This window comes from Schaalia sp. ZJ405, from assembly GCF_011038885.2.
Taxonomy (GTDB): Bacteria; Actinomycetota; Actinomycetes; order Actinomycetales; family Actinomycetaceae; genus Pauljensenia.
The window spans coordinates 1408954-1427367 of sequence record NZ_CP064952.1 but is presented as its reverse complement, the minus strand read 5'-3'; the positions used below and the strand labels follow the sequence as shown (position 1 = coordinate 1427367).

Here is an 18414-nt window from a genome sequence, read left to right as displayed (position 1 = left end):
AAAACCAACACGTTTTGGCCAATAACCCCACATCTTCGCTAGGCTTTCTTTCGACCGACAGACCTGTGTGTGCCGGTGACGACCCTGTGAGTTGGAGACAACCCGATGACTTCTGAAAATCCTGCGGACGACGAGCTTTCGGCTCTCGGCCCCATTCTCAACGAATACCGTGAGGTTGAGGCGCAGATGTCTGCCCCGCAGACCCTGGCTGATCCTTCGCTCATGCGTAAGGTCGGGCGTCGTTACGCCGAGCTGGGACGTATCAAGGCTGCGGCTGATCGTTTCACTGCGGCCCGTGATGACCTGGGAGCGGCCCGGGAACTCGCCGATGAGGATTCCAGTTTCGCTGAAGAGATCCCCGCCCTCGAAAATGAACTCGACAACGCCCACGATGCGTTAATGACGATCCTTGCTCCCCGTGATCCCGAGGACGCCCTCGACACTATTCTCGAAATCAAAGCGGGCGAGGGGGGAGAAGAGTCGGCGCTTTTCGCGTCGGATCTGGCCCGAATGTATGCGCGATACGCCGAGACACAGGGGTGGAGCGTCACGGAGCTGTCGGCGACCCACACGGAACTCGGCGGCTATAAAGACATCACCCTAGCGATTCGAGCAAAAGGGACTCCTGCACCTGACCAGGGCGTGTGGGCACATCTGAAATTTGAGGGTGGGGTTCACCGCGTGCAGCGCGTTCCTGTGACGGAATCTCAAGGACGCATCCACACCAGCGCCGCCGGAGTTTTTGTCATGCCTGAGATCGAGGACGAGGGCGAAATCGTCATTGACCCCAATGACCTGCGCATTGACGTGTATCGGTCCTCGGGCCCCGGCGGACAGTCCGTGAACACAACGGATTCTGCGGTTCGTATCACGCACCTGCCCTCAGGAATTGTCGTGTCGATGCAGAACGAGAAGTCGCAATTGCAGAACAAAGAGGCGGCACTGCGCGTCCTCGCGTCACGTCTGGCGGCAGAGGCTCGGACACGCAAAGAAGAGGAAGCATCCGCTCAGCGCAGGTCGCAGGTGCGCACGGTCGACCGTTCGGAACGTATTCGGACGTATAACTTCCCTGAGAATCGGATCACTGATCACCGAACGGGATACAAAGCCCACAATCTCGACCAGGTACTTGCTGGGGCGCTCACCGATGTCATTGCCTCGCTTCAGGAAGTTGACGAGGCCGAGCGCCTGGCATCCGCGGCGAATGGCTGAGCGGCGGACCTTCGTCGGTGACGGTCAGCCAGACGAGGACGACAATCCCGGAACAACGGTTGCCTCACTGCTGCGCTGGGCAAGGATGCAGCTGAGTGCGATCGGCGAGGTCAATGGTCATATTGAGGCACGAGAGCTCCTCGAATGGGCTGCGCAGACGAGCTCAACGTGGAGTATTCCTCAACCGGTCGATGCCGATGTGATCCACCGATTCATTGATGGTGTTCATCGACGGTGTGCGCGCGTGCCTTTGCAGCACATCACGGGACGAATGTACTTCCGTTCCCTGACATTGCGCTCGGCGCCCGGCGTGTTCGTTGTTCGTCCAGAGACAGAAAGTGTTGCGGGAGCGGCTATCGATCACCTTCGCACGATCAATGCCACGACGCCGCGCACACCAGTGAACGAGGACGCGCAACAATCTCCGATCGTTGTTGACCTGTGCACAGGTTCGGGGGCGATTGCACTGGCGGTGGCAACGGAAGTTCCCGGGTCCCGCGTGTACGCTGTCGAACTCGATCCCGATGCCGTGGGTCTTGCTCGGGTAAACGTTGACCGGCTTGCTCCCGGCGGGGTTCGCGTTGTCCCCGGGGATGCCACCGACGCTCAGGTTTTGTCAGAACTCAACGGATTAGTTGATGTTGTTGTGTCAAATCCCCCTTACGTTCCCCCATGTGAAGCGCCGACACAACCTGAGGCTGCGGCTGATCCTGCGCTCGCTCTCTACGGTGGAGGCGAGGACGGGATGGACGTTCCGACGGCGATTCTTCGCCGCGCCCGAGACTTTCTTGCCCCCGGTGGACTGGTTGTTGTTGAACATTCACCGAGCCAATCGTCCCTCATGCGCCACGCTGCGCAAAAACTCGGCTTCGTTGACATCACGACACAACGCGATCTTGGCGGAACCGAGCGTTTTCTTCGGGCACGAGCACCTCGCTCAGGTGATTGCGCAGTCGTACTTTCGGATGAAACCGCCGCTGTATCTTCGGGTCACGCAGTGAGAAGTGAGAGAATTCTTCCGTGACGGCACACGTATTTTCAGTGATTCCCTCGTGGAACTGTGACGACTTGACATTGGCGAGCGACCTGGTTAGTGCAGGCGGCGTCCTCGTTGTTCCCACGGATACGGTGTATGGAATTGGTGCGCGAGCCGATGATCCCGAGGCCGTGCTCAATGTGCTCGCAGCCAAAGGCCGGGGCAGGCATATGCCGCCGCCCGTCCTCGTCCATCACCCAGATGACATTGAGAAAATCTGTATCATCCCGAGGTCAGCCGCTGAGGCGGTGGGAGCTTTGACGGGGACTTTCTGGCCGGGTGCGCTGACCGTGATCCTTCCGGCGAGGCCGAACCTGGGATGGGATCTGGGGGAAACCGGTGGGACGGTTGCCTTGCGTATGCCGAATCATCCGGCGATGCTCACCCTGCTGGAAAAAACCGGGCCGATGGCTGTGACCAGTGCGAATAAGACGGGGCAGCCACCAGCAACCACTGTTGCCCAAGCGCAAGAGGCATTCGGTGACTCAATCGCAGGGTACGTTGATGCCGGACCGACACAGTCCTCAACCCCCTCAACGATTCTTGACCTTGCGCATGGCGGGGTCGCCGCAATCCGCGTCGGCGCTTTATCCTTGTCGCAGCTGTCTGAGGTGATCGGGTGTGACGTTCGGTCCGTTTAAGTCAGCGTTGCTCGTCGTAGGCTGTGTCCGCAGCTTCGCTTGGGAAGGAATCTGAACAACCGCTCTCGGCCTCGATGCCACGCCAGAGACTGACACGACTTTCGAGAACAAAGGAAAACCCGCAACGGATGAAGGTTTATCTCCTCCTCATGCTCGTCGCGATGGGGGTCACCGTGTTGATGACTCCCCTCGTACGGTGGGCATGCGTCACGTGGGGGATTGTTCCTGAGCTCAGGAGCCGAGACCTTCAGGCCCAGCCTATTCCACGCCTCGGCGGGGTCGCGATGACCATCGGATTGCTTGTGACGATGCTTGTGGCATCGCGGATCCCGTACATGGTTCCGCTCTTTACAACACACGTTCCTTGGGCGCTCATGGGAGCCGCGGCCGCCATGTGTGTCTTGGGGGTCATTGACGACATCTTTGAGCTCGACTGGATGGCGAAACTTGCCGGTCAGATCCTCATCGCCGGAGTCATGGCCTTCTACGGTGTTCAGCTGGTGACCTTCCCGATTTTCGGTGTGACGATCGGCTCATCGCGGCTGTCGCTCATCGTCACGGTTTTCCTTGTCGTCGGCATCGTCAACGCGGTGAACTTCATTGACGGACTTGATGGGCTCGCTGCCGGAATGGTCGCGATCGGAGCGGGAGCGTTCTTTATCTATTCCTACATCCTCACCCGGATCATGGGCGCAGCGTCCTATGCGACAACCGCGTCGCTGGCAGTCATTGCCCTCATGGGCGTGTGCCTGGGTTTCCTGTGGTTCAATTTCCACCCGTCCTCGATCATGATGGGTGGGGGAGCGGAAACTCTTGGTCTCGTTCTTGCCGGAGCGGGCATTATTGTCACCGGCCAGATCGACCCGTCGCAGTTGGGGGGTCAGCAGATCTTCGTTGGTGTGCTGCCGCTTCTGCTGCCTCTGTCGGTGATTTTCATGCCGGTAGCGGATCTTGTTGTGACGTCGATCCGCCGAATGCTTCGCGGTCACAGCCCCTTCAAGGCAGATCGTTCGCATTTCCATGACCGGCTTCTTCTGCGTGGACACTCGCACCGATCGGTCGTGGCGATCCTGTGGATGTGGACGGCAATTGTCTGCCTCCCCGCCGTTGGGTTACTCGTCACTGAGTGGACCCGGGTCCTTGTCTTTACGATTCCGGCTTTCTTGGTTGCGGTTGCCTTGACCTTGTCTGAATTCCCCAATGCGCGTCACCTGTCTCGTTCCGCGAACCGACGACGGGTGCTGCCTCCCACTTCCAAGGAGTGACCTTCGTGCCATCTTCGTCTTTGTCGCCGATGAGCCCCCTTGATCAGGCGATTCGCCGTTTGGTTCATCTCCTGAGCGTCGCCGGGGTTGTCCTCGTTCTCGGTGAGGGCATCGTCGCCCTCGTCCTGCACATGCCTGCCTTATCCGCGTGCCTTGCGGTGGCAACGACCCTCCTCGTCCTCGTGGCAGAGTGGTTTTTCCTTGCGCGTGCCAGCCGTGACTCCTCGCGCGTCGTTGCCTGGGTGCTTGGGTCCTACGCGGTGAAGGTGGGGATTCTCATTCTCAGTCTCTACGTTCCGCGTGCCCTTGGTGTCGATATTCGTTTCCCCGCAATCGCGGCGATCCTCGCGATTCTTGTCGCATCGTTCTCGCAGGTTTTCGTTCTGTCGTCGATGCGTCAGATGACTGTCGACCAGTCGTTTCTTAGCGGAGATTCCTCTTCTCATTGACGAGGACGAGCGCGCACCCTCAGGGACGTTCAGTGCGGGTTGACGTGCGCGCGCCAAAATCAGGCGTGAACATGGACACTCATCGGGGGAATGCGGGTGACGGGGACTGGTAACAACGCCGGGTGCTGGTACCATATACGAGGTTCCTTGACGAGGAAGAAAACTTGTCCGCCAACGATGTTCGAGACGCTCAGGAGGTCCCCCTGACTACTCAAAGCGTAACTTCGCAGAAGGCCGCGAAGAAGCCGTTGCCGCTGTGGTACTGGGTGCTGTGTGGCCTCCTCGTTGTCGTCATTGCGGTCACGGCGGTTCCCGCGTTCACGAAGGCTCCTCATCAGCCGGGACTTGCAGACTTCTTCCCCTCGGCAATCTTCGGTGACGGCACGTTCTTTGAGGCTAATCGCCTCACGCTTGCACGTGTCATTATGGCCCTCCTCCTGATTCTGGTGATGCTTGGTGTTGCCCGTCGTCCCAAGCTCATTCCGGGCCGCGGCCAAGCCGTTATCGAGGTGATCGCGGAGTACATTCGTACGAACGTTGCGCTGGAGATGCTGGGGAACAAGCAGGGGCGTCGCTTCGCAGGTTTCACCGGGTTTGCCTTTTTCTCGGTGCTTTTCATGAATCTTGCCGGTGTGATCCCTGGAATCAACATTGCTGCCTCGTCGGTGGTCGCGGTTCCGCTGGTCTTCGCACTCATCTCCTACGTGATTTTCATCGGTGCGGGGATCCGTGCGCACGGGGTTGGTGGATTCTTGAAGTCTCAGCTTGTGCCCGCGGGCTTACCCAAGCCGATCTACCTCCTCATCACGCCGATTGAATTCCTGTCGAACTTCATTGTCCGTCCGGTGACGCTGACCTTGCGTCTCCTGTGCAACATGATCGCCGGGCACTTGCTTCTTGGCATGACCTACTTTGGAACAGCGTTCCTCCTTCAGCAGCTCTCCGCTCTCTCAGCGACGGGTGTGCTGACCGGAGCGGCGATGTTCATCATGACGGGGTTCGAGATTTTTGTTGCCTTCATCCAGGCGTACATTTTCACGATCCTCTCCGCTGTTTACATCAAGTTGTCCATCGAAAGCCACTAGGTCGATCGATGAAACCCAACGCCCCCGGGCGTTCAACCAGAAGGAATAATCACCATGACCAACGCTGCACTTGCCTATCTCGGCTACGGCCTGGCTACTCTTGGCCCGGGAATTGGTATTGGCATCCTCGTCGGGAAGACCCAGGAGTCGACCGCGCGTCAGCCTGAGGTTGCTGGCCGACTGTTCACCAACATGATTATTGGTGCCGGTATGGTTGAGGCTCTGGGCCTCATTGGCTTCGTTCTTCCGCTGATCGTTCGTTGATTCTGATGAACCAGATTATCGCTGCGTCGGGGGAGGAAGTCGGGGGTCTCGACGTTGTCTTCCCACCGCTGTATGAGATCTTCTGGTCGGCGGTTGTTCTCCTCGTCCTCCTGATCATCGTTGGCAAGTTCGCACTGCCGCGTCTCTACCAGACGCTCGATGAACGCCAAGAGAAGATCGCCGAGGGGCTGGGAGCTGCGGAAAAGGCGAAAGAAGACCGGGCTGCTGCCGCTCGGGAACGTGACGAACTCATTCGTCAAGCCCAGGTGGATGCCCAGGGAATTCGCGACGCTGCTCACGAAGATGCCAAGAGGATCATCCAGGCCGCCAGATCGGAAGCTCAGGACGAATCCGCGCGGATCATCGATACCGCGGAGCGTCAGATTCTTGCCGAACGTCAGGCCGCAGAAATCTCCTTGCGTTCCGATGTTGGACTCTTGGCCAGCGAATTGGCGGAGAAGATCATCGGTGAGCACCTGAAAGATCAGGAACTGACCTCTCGTGTCATTGATCGTTTCCTTGACGATCTCGAAGCCGACTCTGCGGCCGCACAGCAGGTGGAAACGCGATGAACGGCGAAGGAAGAATCGAATCCGTTGCGTACGTGAAGGAACTCGACCAGGCGCTTGCCCCGGCGGGTACGGATGTCATGCGCGTTGCGGAGGACTTCTTCGGGTTGGCTGATGTCGTTGCAACGAACTCTCAGCTGCGCCGTGCGTTGACAGACCCGGGGCGTGATAGCGCCGATAAGCAGGCCCTTGTCGCCGGTGCGTTTTCCTCTCACCTGGCTCCCGCGACGCTGAGCGTCCTCGATGTCATGGTGGCCGATCACTGGTCAAATCCAAGCGACCTGAAGAACTCACTTGAAGTTTTGGGGATCCTTGCGGTGCTGACGGATGCGCAACGCGCAGACATGATCGTCACCGTGGAGCACGAACTGATGAACCTCATCGAGGTTTTGACAGATCACCGGGAGCTGCGTCAACGACTGTCGGACATGAAAGAATACTCGTCTCGCGAGCGTGCCGACCTGGCCTCAACGGTTTTCTCATCTCATGTGTCACCCTGGACGATGAGGCTGCTGCGCCGCGGCGTTGGACGTTCTCGTCACGGTCGTCTTCTGCATAATCTCCGTCGTTTCGCCCGGTGGGCAGCAACGCTACGCGATCGCCTCCTCGTCACCGTGGAAACAGCGACACAGCTATCTGCCGCACAAGTCGATCGTCTGAGAGAAATTCTCACGAAGCGTTTCGGCAAGGAACTTTCTCTGGCGCTATCGGTCAACCCGGATGTTGTTGGAGGATTCCGCATCGTTTCGGGTGCAACGTCGGTCGATGCGTCGCTGGCTACCCGGCTAGCTGATCTGCAACGCCGCCTGGCACGTTAGAACTGAGCCGGCTCGTGGCTCATCCGCCCACTACTCGTAACTCTCATACCGCACACAGAAGGAATGCTCATGGCTGACCTGTCAATCAGTCCGGAGGAGATCCGCAGCGCGTTGGACTCCTTCATGGACTCGTACCGCCCCTCGAAGGTGGCAACCGAGGAAATCGGGCGTGTTACTGAAACGGCCGACGGTATCGCCCACGTCGAGGGCCTGCCCGGCACTATGGCCAATGAGCTGCTGACTTTCGAGGACGGCACACTTGGCCTGGCGATGAACCTTGATCAGCGTGAGATCGGTGCCGTCGTCCTCGGCGATTTCGGTGGGATCGAAGAAGGACAGGTTGTCCGCCGCACCGGGGAGGTGCTGTCAGTTCCGGTTGGTGACGGATACCTCGGCCGTACAGTCGATCCGCTGGGACGTCCGATCGATGGCCGCGGAGAGATCACGGACATTGATGGGCGTCGCGCGTTGGAGCTTCAGGCCCCGGGCGTCATGATGCGTAAGTCCGTGCATGAGCCGCTGGAAACCGGTCTGAAGGCCATTGACTCGATGATCCCGATTGGTCGTGGACAGCGTCAGCTGATCATCGGTGACCGTAAGACCGGAAAGACAGCGATCGCGCTGGATACGATTCTCAACCAGCGTGACAACTGGCTTTCGGGTGACCCGAAGAAGCAGGTGCGCTGCATCTACGTTGCCATCGGTCAGAAGGGGTCAACAATTGCGTCGGTGCGTTCGACGCTTGAAGATGCCGGAGCCCTTGAATACACAACGATTGTGGCATCCCCGGCATCCGATCCCGCGGGCTACAAGTACATGGCTCCCTACACCGGTTCAGCGATTGGGCAGCACTGGATGTATCAGGGCAAGCACGTCCTCATCGTGTTTGATGACCTCTCCAAGCAGGCGGAGGCCTACCGTGCGGTGTCGCTCCTTCTGCGCCGCCCGCCGGGGCGTGAAGCCTACCCCGGTGATGTCTTCTACCTGCACTCACGCCTCCTTGAGCGCTGCGCGAAGCTCTCCGATGAATTGGGTGGCGGTTCGATGACGGGCCTTCCGATTATCGAAACCAAGGCAAACGACGTGTCGGCCTACATTCCGACGAACGTCATTTCGATCACCGACGGTCAGATCTTCCTTCAGTCCGATCTGTTCAACTCCAACCAGCGACCCGCCGTGGATGTCGGAATCTCGGTGTCCCGAGTCGGTGGTGACGCGCAGATCAAGGCCATGAAGAAAGTCGCGGGTACGCTCAAGCTCACGCTCGCTCAGTACCGGTCAATGGCAGCCTTTGCGATGTTCGCCTCCGACCTTGATGCAGCAACTCGCCAGCAGTTGACCCGCGGTCAGCGCCTCATGGAGTTGCTCAAGCAACCGCAGTCCTCGCCGTATTCTGTCAGCGAGCAGGTCGCCTCGATTTGGGCGGGAACGCACGGCTTCCTTGATGATCTGGAAGTCGAGGACGTCCTCGACTTTGAGCGCACGCTGATCAACCATCTGCGTCACAACACATCGATCCTCGAAACAATCCAAGAGACAGGTGTTCTCGACGACGACACTGAGGAGACGCTGCGCCAACAGGTGACGCAGTGCCACGATCAGTGGGTGTCGGGTGGTCACGGTGTCATTGACGAGGACGGCGGCGAAACTGAGGCAGAGATCGCTCACGAGGAAATCACCCGCGGTCGTCAGGGCGGGAAGGCCTGATCAATGGGTGGACAGCAGAGGATCTATAAGCAGCGAATTGCGTCGACGCGCACGCTTGCGAAGGTCTTCCGCGCGATGGAGATGATTGCGGCGTCACGAATCGGGGCCGCCCGTCGTGCGGCAACGGAGATCGGCCCGTATGAAAAGGCACTCACCCAGGCGGTGGCGGCCGTTGCGGTTCACACGGACCTCGACCATCCGTTGACGCGTGAGCGCACCGATACCGGGCGCGTTGCCGTCCTCGTTATCGCCTCGGATCGCGGAATGGCTGGTGCCTATTCAGCGACGATTCTGCGTGAATCTGAGAAACTCATCGAGCGGTTGACCCAATCCGGGAAGACCCCTGTTCTCTACACCTTCGGTCGGCGCGCGGCGGCGTATTTCCGCTTCCGTGGCGTGGCCATTGAGCGGAGCTGGGAAGGAGAATCGGATCATCCGACGTCGGCAACAAGCCACGAGATTGCTCAAGAACTGCTCGGGCGCTTCGTTGACGTTGATCCGACTCGGGGCGTGTCCGAGGTACACCTGGTGTACACGCGGTTCAAGAACCTCATGAGCCAGGTTCCTCAGGTCCGCCAGATGCTTCCGTTGACCATCGTTGATGCCCCGCAAGCCGATGAAAATCGTGTGGGAGAGCGCGGCTATAGCGACGATCCTTCTGCAGCATTGCCTGAATATCAGTTCATTCCGTCTCCGGAGGCTGTGTTGGAGGCGCTTCTTCCGCAGTATGTGGGAAGCCGTATTCACAACGTCATTCTTCAGTCGGCGGCTTCCGAACTGGCGTCGCGTCAGCGGGCGATGCACACGGCAACGGACAACGCTGAGGAACTCATTACGAAGTACACACGTCTGGCCAATTCGGCCCGCCAGGCGGAGATCACCCAGGAGATCACCGAGATCGTGGGCGGGGCCGACGCCTTGGTCGCGGGCTGACCCCCAGGACATGGAGAAGAGATCATAATGACCCAGGAAGAACGAGTCGCAGAGGGCCGCATTGCTCGAGTCGTCGGCCCAGTTGTTGACGTGGAATTTCCACCCGACCGCATTCCGCCGCTTTACAACGCGCTGCACGTGACCGTTGACTTATCGAGTCAGGGCGAGGGGGAAGGGTCGTACACGATGACCCTTGAGGTCGCTCAGCACCTCGGTGACAACCTTGTGCGTGCGATCGCCCTGAAGCCGACCGACGGTTTGGTTCGCGGAGCCCCGGTCACCGACACGGGAGCCCCCATCACCGTTCCCGTTGGTGACATTACCAAGGGCCACGTCTTCAATGTGACAGGCGATGTCCTCAACCTCGCCGAAGGTGAGACTCTTGAGGTCACGGAACGTTGGCCGATTCACCGCCAGCCTCCCGCTTTCGACCAGCTTGAGCCGCGGACGAAGATGTTTGAGACCGGCCTGAAGGTGATCGACCTGCTCACCCCCTACGTCCAGGGTGGCAAGATCGGCCTCTTCGGTGGTGCGGGTGTTGGTAAGACCGTCCTCATCCAAGAGATGATTCAGCGAGTCGCTCAGGACCACGCAGGTGTGTCCGTGTTCGCGGGTGTCGGTGAGCGTACCCGAGAGGGTAATGACCTCATTCGTGAGATGGAAGAAGCGGGTGTCTTCGATAAGACAGCGCTCGTCTTTGGCCAGATGGACGAACCGCCGGGGACGCGTCTGCGGATCGCCCTGACCGGTCTGACGATGGCGGAATACTTCCGTGATGTTCAGAACCAGGACGTTCTGCTCTTCATTGACAATATCTTCCGTTTCACTCAGGCAGGTTCGGAGGTGTCGACACTTCTGGGTCGTATGCCGTCCGCGGTTGGCTACCAGCCAAACCTTGCTGACGAAATGGGTCAGCTCCAGGAACGCATCACCTCAGCTGGGGGCCATTCAATTACTTCGCTCCAGGCGATCTACGTTCCCGCGGATGACTACACCGACCCAGCGCCTGCGACAACCTTCGCTCACCTCGATGCAACAACAGAGCTGTCGCGTGAGATTACGGCAAAGGGTATTTACCCGGCTGTGGATCCGCTGGCGTCGACCTCGCGAATCCTTGATCCTGCGATTGTTGGCCGTGAGCACTACGACACGGCGACGCACGTCAAGGCGATCTTGCAGAAGAACAAGGAACTCCAAGACATCATCGCGATTCTTGGTGTTGACGAACTCTCTGAGGAAGACAAGGTCACGGTTGCACGTGCACGCCGCATTGAACAGTTCCTTTCGCAGAACATGTACATGGCGGAGAAGTTCACGGGCGTTCCGGGTTCAACGGTTCCGCTGTCGGAAACAATCGAAGCCTTCAAGAGGATCGCCGAAGGATACTACGATCACGCTCCCGAGCAGGCGTTCTACAACTGTGGTGGCATCGACGACGTTGAGCGCAATATCCACAAGCTGACGAAGGATGCCTGATGTCCGGTCGTGAGCTTCAGGTCGAGATTGTCTCTCGTGAGGGGAGCCTGTTTAGCGGCAGAGGCTCGCAGGTTCAGGTTCCCGTTGTCGATGGTGGTTTGGGGATTCTCCCGGGGCGTCAGCCGCTGCTTGCGCAATTAGCGAAGGGTGACGTCATCATTACGACGGCTCAGGGACGCGAATCGGTTGCAGTTGATGGCGGATTCATCTCTGTTGATTCCGACTTTGTGACGGTCGTTGCAGATCACGGTACAGTTGCCTAAGAATGAGGCCCCCGTCCGGCGTGCCGGACGGGGGTTCATCATTTATTGACAAGTCCAGGGAGGAGTCACTGATGCTGTCCTTATCTAGCGCCATTTTGTGGGCACTTCTGTGGGTATTCCTTGTGCTGATCGGTGTGGCGATCATTGTCATCGTCTACCTCAATATCCGAGCTCGCAGGTTGAGTCATCACATTGGGATGTTTCGTGCGTGGTCGCGCCAAGATACGCACTCAGGGTGGGTTCCGGGCCTTGCCCAATACGGCGTTGACACACTCTCGTGGTATCGCCTTGTCGCGCTGTCAAATCGTCCGGTCTATGTTCTTCCCCGCGGCGGCTTGACGCTGTCGGGTCCTCTTGAACATTCGATCGATGGTCAGATCGTTGAGGTGCGCATCAAGGCCGGAGAGAAACGCTACGAGCTCGCGGTGACCCGGGAGGATTACAACGGTATTGTCTCCTGGATTGAATCTGGGCCGCCTCGAGCACAATCCTGACTTCTTCCGCGCGCAACTGAGCGTGCTATCTTCAGGCCGTCGGCGTTTCTAATCCCCGTCAAATCCCCCTGCCTCGCCACTGAGCGGGCTATTGAACACGGCTGCGAAACCTGTGATCGAGCCGGTTGCGGGTCAGTCCCCATCACGTGACTTCGGCCGCCCCGCGCCAAGAACCGGAGTGTGGGCAAGCCCGCGCTCGTCCTCGTGGCTAAGCTATGGGCCGTGCGAGTCCTTATTGCTACGTGTACCGTCGACTATTCGGGTCGACTCAGTGCCCATCTTGACCCCGCGAAACGGGTGATCATGCTCAAAGCCGACGGGTCTGTTCTCATTCATTCTGACGGGGGATCGTATAAACCCCTGAACTGGATGAATGCCCCGTGTACGGTGACCGTCGAGGAACCCGAAGATATCGAAGAATCCGACGGCGTGACCCAAGTGTGGACGGTCAAAGCAGCGAAGACGGACGATCAGCTGGTCATTCGCATTCACGACATTGTCGAGGATATCGCGCAGGACCTCGGAATTGATCCGGGCCTCGTCAAGGACGGCGTGGAGACTCACCTACAGGAGCTTCTTGCCGAGCAGGTCCCTCAGATCCTCGGCAAAGGATGGGAACTTGTGCGACGCGAGTATCCCACTCCCGTTGGCCCTGTTGATCTGCTTGTTCGTGATCCCGAAGGACTCCCCGTTGCGATCGAAGTTAAGCGTCGAGGAGGCATTGACGGGGTTGAGCAGCTCACCCGCTATGTTTCGCTTCTTGCGCGAGATCCAATGCTCGCAGGTCTGCGCGGTATTTTTGCCGGCCAGGAGATTTCGCGTCAGGCGCGCACTCTTGCCCAGGATCGAGGAATTGACTGCCTGATCCTCGATTACGATGCGATGCGGGGGTTCGATGACCCGGAATCTCGCCTCTTCTAATAGAGGGATTAACGAGGACGAACCCGGCAGGTTTCTCCGAAATCTCCCCGACCGGTGTGGGCGAGTGGGGCAGAATTGATCCATGAATCATCAGTTTGCACTTCGTGGGCGTATTGTCACTGCGGATTCCGTCATTGACGACGGGGTGATCCGCGTCGATCACGGCGTGATTGCGTCGATCGTTGACGTGGATTCGCATGAACTCAGTGATCAGGAACGCGAGCAGTTGCGCGAGCTTCCACGATCCGCTGGAACCTTTCTCCCGGGGCTCGTTGATGTTCACTGCCACGGAGGTGGCGGAGCCTCATTCGCGAACTTTTCAACGCTTGACGAGGCGCGGAGAGTGACGGCTGAGCATATGGCGCACGGGACAACGACGCTCGTTGCGTCGCTGGTCACTGCGCCGATCGATGATCTGGTGTCGAGGGCGAAAACCCTGGCCGAGCTGGCCGACGAGGGAACGATCGCGGGGATTCATTTTGAGGGACCGTTCATTTCTCCGCATCGGTGTGGCGCCCAAGATCCCGCCTACGTGTGTGCCCCCGATGTTGAGCAGACCCGACAGCTGCTCGCGGCTGCGCGGGGGCATGCGGTGTCAATGACTCTTGCCCCCGAGGTCCCCGGAGCTTATGGCGGAGGTTCCGTCGTTGAGGAACTTGTGCGTTCGGGAGTTGTCCCTTCGTGGGGACACACGGATGCAAGCGACCACCATGCCCGCGCTGCGATGGATTTTGCACAGCAGATGCGTGAGCAGTGTGCGGATTCTCGGGGAGGTGGGCGCGGGGTCGCGTCAACGGTGACGCATCTATTTAATGGGATGCGTCCTTTGCATCAACGTGACCCCGGGCCGATTGCGGAGTTTCTTTCTGACGCAGCGCGCGGTGGGGTGATGTGTGAGATGATCTGCGATGGCATCCACGTCAAGCCTTCACTGGTACGAGATGTGTATGAGATCGTCGGTCGGGATCACTGTGTGTTCATTACCGATGCAACAGCTGCTGCCGGAATGCCGGACGGGAGTTACGTACTCGGCACAGTCAGTGTCACAGTGGAGAATGGGGTTGCCAGGCTCACCCGGGGAGGAACGATGGCCGGGGGAACGTCGCATCTCCTCGAATGTGTGCGTACGGCCGTCGAGAAAGCCGGAATCCCGCTCGTTGATGCGGTGTTCATGGCATCAATGCAGGGGGCGCGGATCCTGGGATCTGCGTCGATTGGTGCGCTGGAGGCCGGTCGGGCAGCCGACATCGTGTGTGTGGCACATGATTGGAGTGTTGAAGGCGTGTGGAAGAACGGAAAGGCGGTTGCGTAGCCGATGGGACGTCGGTCGAATAAACGCCCGTGGGGCAGTGAGCATCGTCGCCTGAACGTCGATCGTCTCGGCTCGGTTGCTCGTTCGGAAACGGGACCCGATGGTGTGCTCTACCAGGTACAGTATCTTCCTCACGCCCGCAAAGAGTACGTCTGCCCCGCATGCCTTCAGGCAGTGACGGTGGGTGCGGCCCATGTTGTTGCTTGGCCGCAGGAAGCCCCGTTCGGGATGCAGCAGGGAGTCGAGGGGCGGCGTCACTGGCACCCCTGGTGTTGGAAACGGCGACTGAGACCCCTGTGACTCATGTGATTAGTCACGGACTGAGCAACATACGCGCATCATCATGCCGGAAACACGTAAAGTTGAAGAGATTCACTCGATCTGTGCCTGAACCGAGGAGATTTTAGCTGTGGAACGACTCAAACAGTACACGTCGGCCCTCGCTGTTGCCGTTGCGGCGATGATCTGTCTGATCATCGGAATTCTCAGTGTGACTGTTCTCAAGCCTGCTCATGAGCTGAGTTCGTCGACGGTCTCTCCAACCGCGATCACGATGACGAGAAACGGAGTTCTTCCGCTCATCGACTCGAAGGTGACCGTCACTGCGGCCTCGGCATCGGGTCAGGACGTTGTTCTTGCTTTGGGAACCGTCAGCGATGTCACGGGGTGGATCGGGTCCGATGCTTACACAGAGGTCGTGGGAATCTCTTCGGATCGTTCCCAACTGAAAATTGAAGAGCACCGCGGCGCTCCAGATGATCGAAACGCCCAGTCGGGTGCGCAGTCGGGCATGGTGGCCAAGTCGAATGACACCTTAGAAAAAATGAGGGAATCGGCACGGACTACGGCCCGATCCGGTGACGCTGGAAGCGGTGAGAACGCCCAGTCGGGCGCTTCCTCTTCTTCTGGAAACCCAGCGGCTGCTGAGTTGGTTGCACTTGCCTCGGAATCTGACATGTGGCTTCAGAGCGCGACGCACGCCTCTCGGGCATCGCTGACTATTGATGACATTCCCGATGGTCGGTCAATTCTTGCGATTTCGGCCGGTGGAGCTGAGGATCTCACCCTGACGCTGACATGGCAGACACGACAGGCAAATGTTGTGGCGATTATTTCGTTCCTCCTTGCGGGAGTTCTCGCGGTCATCGCTGTGATCCTCGCGATTGGACGGGCCCGCACTCTGCGCAGCCGTGAAGAACGCGCTGAAAAGCTCGCCTCTCAGGCCGGGGCAGATATCACCGAGACACAGTCGATTGATACGGCGCAGGTTGCCTCGATGGTTGCTGGCACGCATGAAAGCGACGAACCCTCCACGAACGGGGCCGAGGACGAGGACGAACCCAGCTCTGCGTCGACGATGTCGCAGCTGGATGACTCGTCAGTCGAAAATGAATCGTCGGATGATGCTGGCGACGACCAGGATGACGAGCACCGTAGTGACGATACTGACCAGACTCGAGATGTTGTCGAGGCTGAGCAGGATCATGCAACGGAAAGCGACCGCCCCTTTGAGGCCGAAGAAGACGACGCACCTGCAGATGATCAGGTGTCGATGGATGATGCTACTGCGCTGCAGGACGAGGCGCCGACGACCGTGGAAGACAGCGAAGCCGATGCTGAGCAGCCTCAGGGACGCCACGGCAAGATTGACGGCCCGCGTGATGAAGATCCACCGGAGACCGTGCCCACGGACACAGGAATTATTGACGTTTCAGCAATCAGACCGGGAATGGTGTTCCCCTCGCGTCGCGCGATCCGCGAGGCACGCGAAAAGGGACAAGACAAGATCATCATCGAGGGACGCGAGTTTACCACCGGGCTTATTCTCGTCATCGACGCCGAAAAGCCGGCCTCGTCCTCGTCCCCAGAAACACCCGACTCAGAACAGACGGCGAAACGCGGAGTTTTCGGCAGAATCTTCGGCGGGAAGAACCAAGCGGTCGATGAGGGAGACCAGTGATGAAACGCGCCCCCATTCTTGTGGCAACCTTTGCCGCAACCATTGCGCTCGCCGGATGCGCGGGAGAAACCGTCGCCCCCCCAACGGCAGAGTCGGCGCAATCATCATCGATGCCCAACCTTGACACTGAGCGGATTGACTCGGCGTTGACGAATGTTTCTGAGGCTCTCGCGGCTGCGGACAAGGCCAAAGACAGCACGCTCTTTAAGGGGCGACTCATCGATGGGGCCGCGCGGATGCGTTCTGCTCAGTACACACTGGCCGCGGCTAGCGGTGGTGAGCTGCCCGAACTCGACATGAAACCGCAGAATCTCGCGATTACGAATTCCTCAACATGGCCACGAGCGATCATCAACATCACGGGGAGGGAATCGGCAGCGCTGCCGGTTGTTGAAGTTCTTGTCCAACAGGACCCGCGTTCTCCGTATGCACTGACCTCGTGGAGCCGGCTCCTGGCGGGAACGTCACTGACGTTGCCAGCGATTTCCTCGGGATCAGGATTTGTGTCCGACGACGCGACGGGCTTCGTGTTGACGCCGAAGGAAGCACTGAACAGCTACGTCGCGATGCTCAATGCCCGCGAAGTTAACACGGAAAAATTCACGAGCGACGAATACACAACGAAGTATTTCGATACACTCACGCAGCTGTCAACGAATCTTGCGGTCGCTGGCACCGTTACCGCGCAGGTCAGCGCCTCTGATATGCCGATCTCTGGCGTCGTCATGCAGGACGGGTCGGCGCTGGTCGCCGCGCAATTCACCTATACCTTGACCTATGCGCGAACAATTGCGAAGTCAACGATGCGCCTTGGTGGACAGACTGCGGTGCTTTACGACGGAGAAGGAGACAAGGTCGTTGGCACAGCGACAGCGCACTACCTGGGAACCGTGATTTTGAGGATCCCCAGCGCAAAGGCAGGCGGACAAATTCAAGTGATCGGTGGGGAGAGGACGATCGAGAAGGTTGATCGCGACGATTCGTCCAATCCGGATGCATGATTGAGTCTGAGTGAAGACTCAAGACTGACGATGAAAAGACGTGACGTGGCGAAAGAAGGACCTGTGGAACACGACAACGAACACGTGAACGAGCCGGCGGATTCACGAGGAGCGGTTGATCTGGCAGCGTCTGCTCGCAGTGTGTCCGACGATGCGGCGAGCAGGACGGAAGCCGATGGAGGGCAGGCCCGGATCACCATTGATCTTCCGCTGATCACGGAGGCGACCGAGGCAACGTTCCAGGACGTTATGGCGACGTCGCAGACAGTTCCCGTGGTGATCGTCATGTGGTCGGGACGCTCTCTTGAGTCAAAACCGGCCATCGACACGTTGGAAGAGGTGGCTCGCGATCTGCGGGGCGCATTCCAGTTGGTGAAGATCGACATTGAGCAGGCCCCTCAAGTTGCGCAGGCCTTCCAGATTCAGGCCGTGCCGACGACGGTCGCCCTCGTTGGTGGACGCCCGGTTCCTCTCTTCCAGGGCAATGCCGTCAAAGATCAGGTTCGTTCCATCATTGATCAACTCCTTCAAGCTGCTCAACAGATGGGGGTCACGGGAGTTATTCGCGTTGACGAGCAGGACACGCTCGCTCCGATCCCGCCCGAACATCTCGACGCCCTCAGCGCCGAGGACGAGGGCCGTCTTGAAGACGCGGTGACGGCATGGGAGAAAGTGATTGAGCTTAATCCGAGGGACGAGGACGCAAAGGCTCACCTGTCGCGTGTGCGGCTGCGTGTGCGATCTGAGCACGCTGATCTTTCTGACCCGGCAGCTCAGGCTGATCAGCTCTTCGGAGCAGGCGAAGTGGAGCGTGCTTTCGATATTCTCCTCAACGTCATGGCAACTGCGGATGATGCGCAAGCTAAGGAATCAGCGCGTGTGCGTCTGCTTGACCTGTTGAGAGTTGCCGGTAACACCCCGGAGGTGAAGAAAGCGCGGATGCGTCTAGCGTCGCTTCTCATGATCTAAGTGCGTGTAGTGACTGCTCATGTGGGCTCAGAACTGCGG

20 protein-coding genes are annotated in these 18414 nt (G+C 58.9%); all 20 read left to right on the top strand.

Annotated elements, in window-relative coordinates; all coding sequences use genetic code 11:
- Window positions 1-105 precede the first annotated feature (105 nt).
- The 20 genes from prfA to G7Y41_RS05770 all read left to right on the top strand — a co-directional run bounded on the left by prfA (window position 106) and on the right by G7Y41_RS05770 (window position 18375).
- Window positions 106-1212 (top strand): peptide chain release factor 1, encoded by a 1107-nt coding sequence (gene prfA / locus G7Y41_RS05865; protein WP_165315954.1) that lies wholly within the window; start codon window positions 106-108, stop codon window positions 1210-1212.
- Entirely contained in the window at window positions 1205-2236 is a 1032-nt protein-coding gene (locus G7Y41_RS05860) for a N5-glutamine methyltransferase family protein (RefSeq protein ID WP_165315955.1), read from the top strand. Before prfA ends, G7Y41_RS05860 begins: the two co-directional genes overlap by 8 nt.
- On the top strand, window positions 2233-2889 hold the full coding sequence (locus G7Y41_RS05855) for an L-threonylcarbamoyladenylate synthase (RefSeq protein ID WP_165315956.1): 657 nt from the start codon (window positions 2233-2235) through the stop codon (window positions 2887-2889). Before G7Y41_RS05860 ends, G7Y41_RS05855 begins: the two co-directional genes overlap by 4 nt.
- Before the next feature lie 128 nt (window positions 2890-3017).
- Window positions 3018-4154, top strand: a complete 1137-nt coding sequence (locus G7Y41_RS05850) for a glycosyltransferase family 4 protein (protein WP_165215577.1) — start codon at window positions 3018-3020, stop codon at window positions 4152-4154.
- A gap of 5 nt (window positions 4155-4159) precedes the next feature.
- Entirely contained in the window at window positions 4160-4603 is a 444-nt protein-coding gene (locus G7Y41_RS05845) for a hypothetical protein (RefSeq protein ID WP_231367240.1), read from the top strand.
- 203 nt (window positions 4604-4806) lie between these two features.
- A complete protein-coding gene (gene atpB, locus G7Y41_RS05840) occupies window positions 4807-5688 on the top strand; it encodes a F0F1 ATP synthase subunit A (protein ID WP_165217615.1) in 882 nt (293 codons plus the stop codon).
- Between the two features lie 54 nt (window positions 5689-5742).
- The gene (atpE, locus tag G7Y41_RS05835; protein ID WP_165215572.1) at window positions 5743-5952 is read left to right on the top strand and encodes an ATP synthase F0 subunit C; all 210 of its coding nucleotides are present in this window, start codon (window positions 5743-5745) and stop codon (window positions 5950-5952) included.
- A gap of 5 nt (window positions 5953-5957) precedes the next feature.
- Window positions 5958-6524 carry a F0F1 ATP synthase subunit B gene (locus G7Y41_RS05830; protein ID WP_165215567.1) on the top strand — a complete coding sequence of 189 codons (567 nt, stop codon included), beginning with the start codon at window positions 5958-5960 and terminating at the stop codon, window positions 6522-6524.
- Window positions 6521-7339 carry a F0F1 ATP synthase subunit delta gene (locus tag G7Y41_RS05825; RefSeq protein WP_165315957.1) on the top strand — a complete coding sequence of 273 codons (819 nt, stop codon included), beginning with the start codon at window positions 6521-6523 and terminating at the stop codon, window positions 7337-7339. Before G7Y41_RS05830 ends, G7Y41_RS05825 begins: the two co-directional genes overlap by 4 nt.
- Before the next feature lie 69 nt (window positions 7340-7408).
- Window positions 7409-9046: a F0F1 ATP synthase subunit alpha gene (atpA, locus tag G7Y41_RS05820; protein WP_165315958.1), complete on the top strand. Its 1638-nt coding sequence runs from the start codon at window positions 7409-7411 to the stop codon at window positions 9044-9046.
- Window positions 9047-9049: 3 nt separating this feature from the next.
- Entirely contained in the window at window positions 9050-9979 is a 930-nt protein-coding gene (locus tag G7Y41_RS05815; protein ID WP_165215554.1) for a F0F1 ATP synthase subunit gamma, read from the top strand.
- A 27-nt stretch (window positions 9980-10006) separates the two neighbouring features.
- A complete protein-coding gene (gene atpD / locus G7Y41_RS05810) occupies window positions 10007-11455 on the top strand; it encodes a F0F1 ATP synthase subunit beta (protein WP_165215549.1) in 1449 nt (482 codons plus the stop codon).
- Window positions 11452-11718, top strand: coding sequence for a F0F1 ATP synthase subunit epsilon (locus tag G7Y41_RS05805; RefSeq protein WP_165217613.1), 267 nt, complete (start codon window positions 11452-11454; stop codon window positions 11716-11718). Before atpD ends, G7Y41_RS05805 begins: the two co-directional genes overlap by 4 nt.
- Before the next feature lie 71 nt (window positions 11719-11789).
- Window positions 11790-12212 carry a DUF2550 family protein gene (locus tag G7Y41_RS05800; RefSeq protein ID WP_165215545.1) on the top strand — a complete coding sequence of 141 codons (423 nt, stop codon included), beginning with the start codon at window positions 11790-11792 and terminating at the stop codon, window positions 12210-12212.
- Between the two features lie 222 nt (window positions 12213-12434).
- Window positions 12435-13133, top strand: a complete 699-nt coding sequence (nucS, locus tag G7Y41_RS05795; protein WP_165315980.1) for an endonuclease NucS — start codon at window positions 12435-12437, stop codon at window positions 13131-13133.
- A gap of 82 nt (window positions 13134-13215) precedes the next feature.
- Window positions 13216-14445: an N-acetylglucosamine-6-phosphate deacetylase gene (locus tag G7Y41_RS05790; protein ID WP_165315959.1), complete on the top strand. Its 1230-nt coding sequence runs from the start codon at window positions 13216-13218 to the stop codon at window positions 14443-14445.
- A gap of 3 nt (window positions 14446-14448) precedes the next feature.
- The gene (locus G7Y41_RS05785) at window positions 14449-14745 is read left to right on the top strand and encodes an Rv1322 family protein (RefSeq protein ID WP_165215516.1); all 297 of its coding nucleotides are present in this window, start codon (window positions 14449-14451) and stop codon (window positions 14743-14745) included.
- 109 nt (window positions 14746-14854) lie between these two features.
- Window positions 14855-16405 (top strand): prolipoprotein diacylglyceryl transferase, encoded by a 1551-nt coding sequence (locus G7Y41_RS05780; protein WP_165315960.1) that lies wholly within the window; start codon window positions 14855-14857, stop codon window positions 16403-16405.
- Window positions 16405-17406, top strand: a complete 1002-nt coding sequence (locus tag G7Y41_RS05775) for a hypothetical protein (protein ID WP_165315961.1) — start codon at window positions 16405-16407, stop codon at window positions 17404-17406. Before G7Y41_RS05780 ends, G7Y41_RS05775 begins: the two co-directional genes overlap by 1 nt.
- A gap of 30 nt (window positions 17407-17436) precedes the next feature.
- Entirely contained in the window at window positions 17437-18375 is a 939-nt protein-coding gene (locus tag G7Y41_RS05770) for a tetratricopeptide repeat protein (RefSeq protein ID WP_165215501.1), read from the top strand.
- The last annotated feature ends 39 nt before the right edge of the window (window positions 18376-18414 follow it).

What these genes read in the sequence shown, in the direction of transcription:
- atpA (WP_165315958.1), top strand. Translation starts at nt 7,409, where the DNA reads ATGGCTGACCTGTCAATCAGTCCGGAGGAGATCCGCAGCGCGTTGGAC.
- G7Y41_RS05825 (WP_165315957.1), top strand. Translation starts at nt 6,521, where the DNA reads ATGAACGGCGAAGGAAGAATCGAATCCGTTGCGTACGTGAAGGAACTC.
- G7Y41_RS05860 (WP_165315955.1), top strand. Translation starts at nt 1,205, where the DNA reads ATGGCTGAGCGGCGGACCTTCGTCGGTGACGGTCAGCCAGACGAGGAC.
- G7Y41_RS05830 (WP_165215567.1), top strand. Translation starts at nt 5,958, where the DNA reads ATGAACCAGATTATCGCTGCGTCGGGGGAGGAAGTCGGGGGTCTCGAC.
- atpE (WP_165215572.1), top strand. Translation starts at nt 5,743, where the DNA reads ATGACCAACGCTGCACTTGCCTATCTCGGCTACGGCCTGGCTACTCTT.
- G7Y41_RS05785 (WP_165215516.1), top strand. Translation starts at nt 14,449, where the DNA reads ATGGGACGTCGGTCGAATAAACGCCCGTGGGGCAGTGAGCATCGTCGC.
- G7Y41_RS05800 (WP_165215545.1), top strand. Translation starts at nt 11,790, where the DNA reads ATGCTGTCCTTATCTAGCGCCATTTTGTGGGCACTTCTGTGGGTATTC.
- G7Y41_RS05770 (WP_165215501.1), top strand. Translation starts at nt 17,437, where the DNA reads ATGAAAAGACGTGACGTGGCGAAAGAAGGACCTGTGGAACACGACAAC.
- G7Y41_RS05815 (WP_165215554.1), top strand. Translation starts at nt 9,050, where the DNA reads ATGGGTGGACAGCAGAGGATCTATAAGCAGCGAATTGCGTCGACGCGC.
- prfA (WP_165315954.1), top strand. Translation starts at nt 106, where the DNA reads ATGACTTCTGAAAATCCTGCGGACGACGAGCTTTCGGCTCTCGGCCCC.
- G7Y41_RS05775 (WP_165315961.1), top strand. Translation starts at nt 16,405, where the DNA reads ATGAAACGCGCCCCCATTCTTGTGGCAACCTTTGCCGCAACCATTGCG.
- G7Y41_RS05850 (WP_165215577.1), top strand. Translation starts at nt 3,018, where the DNA reads ATGAAGGTTTATCTCCTCCTCATGCTCGTCGCGATGGGGGTCACCGTG.
- atpD (WP_165215549.1), top strand. Translation starts at nt 10,007, where the DNA reads ATGACCCAGGAAGAACGAGTCGCAGAGGGCCGCATTGCTCGAGTCGTC.
- G7Y41_RS05790 (WP_165315959.1), top strand. Translation starts at nt 13,216, where the DNA reads ATGAATCATCAGTTTGCACTTCGTGGGCGTATTGTCACTGCGGATTCC.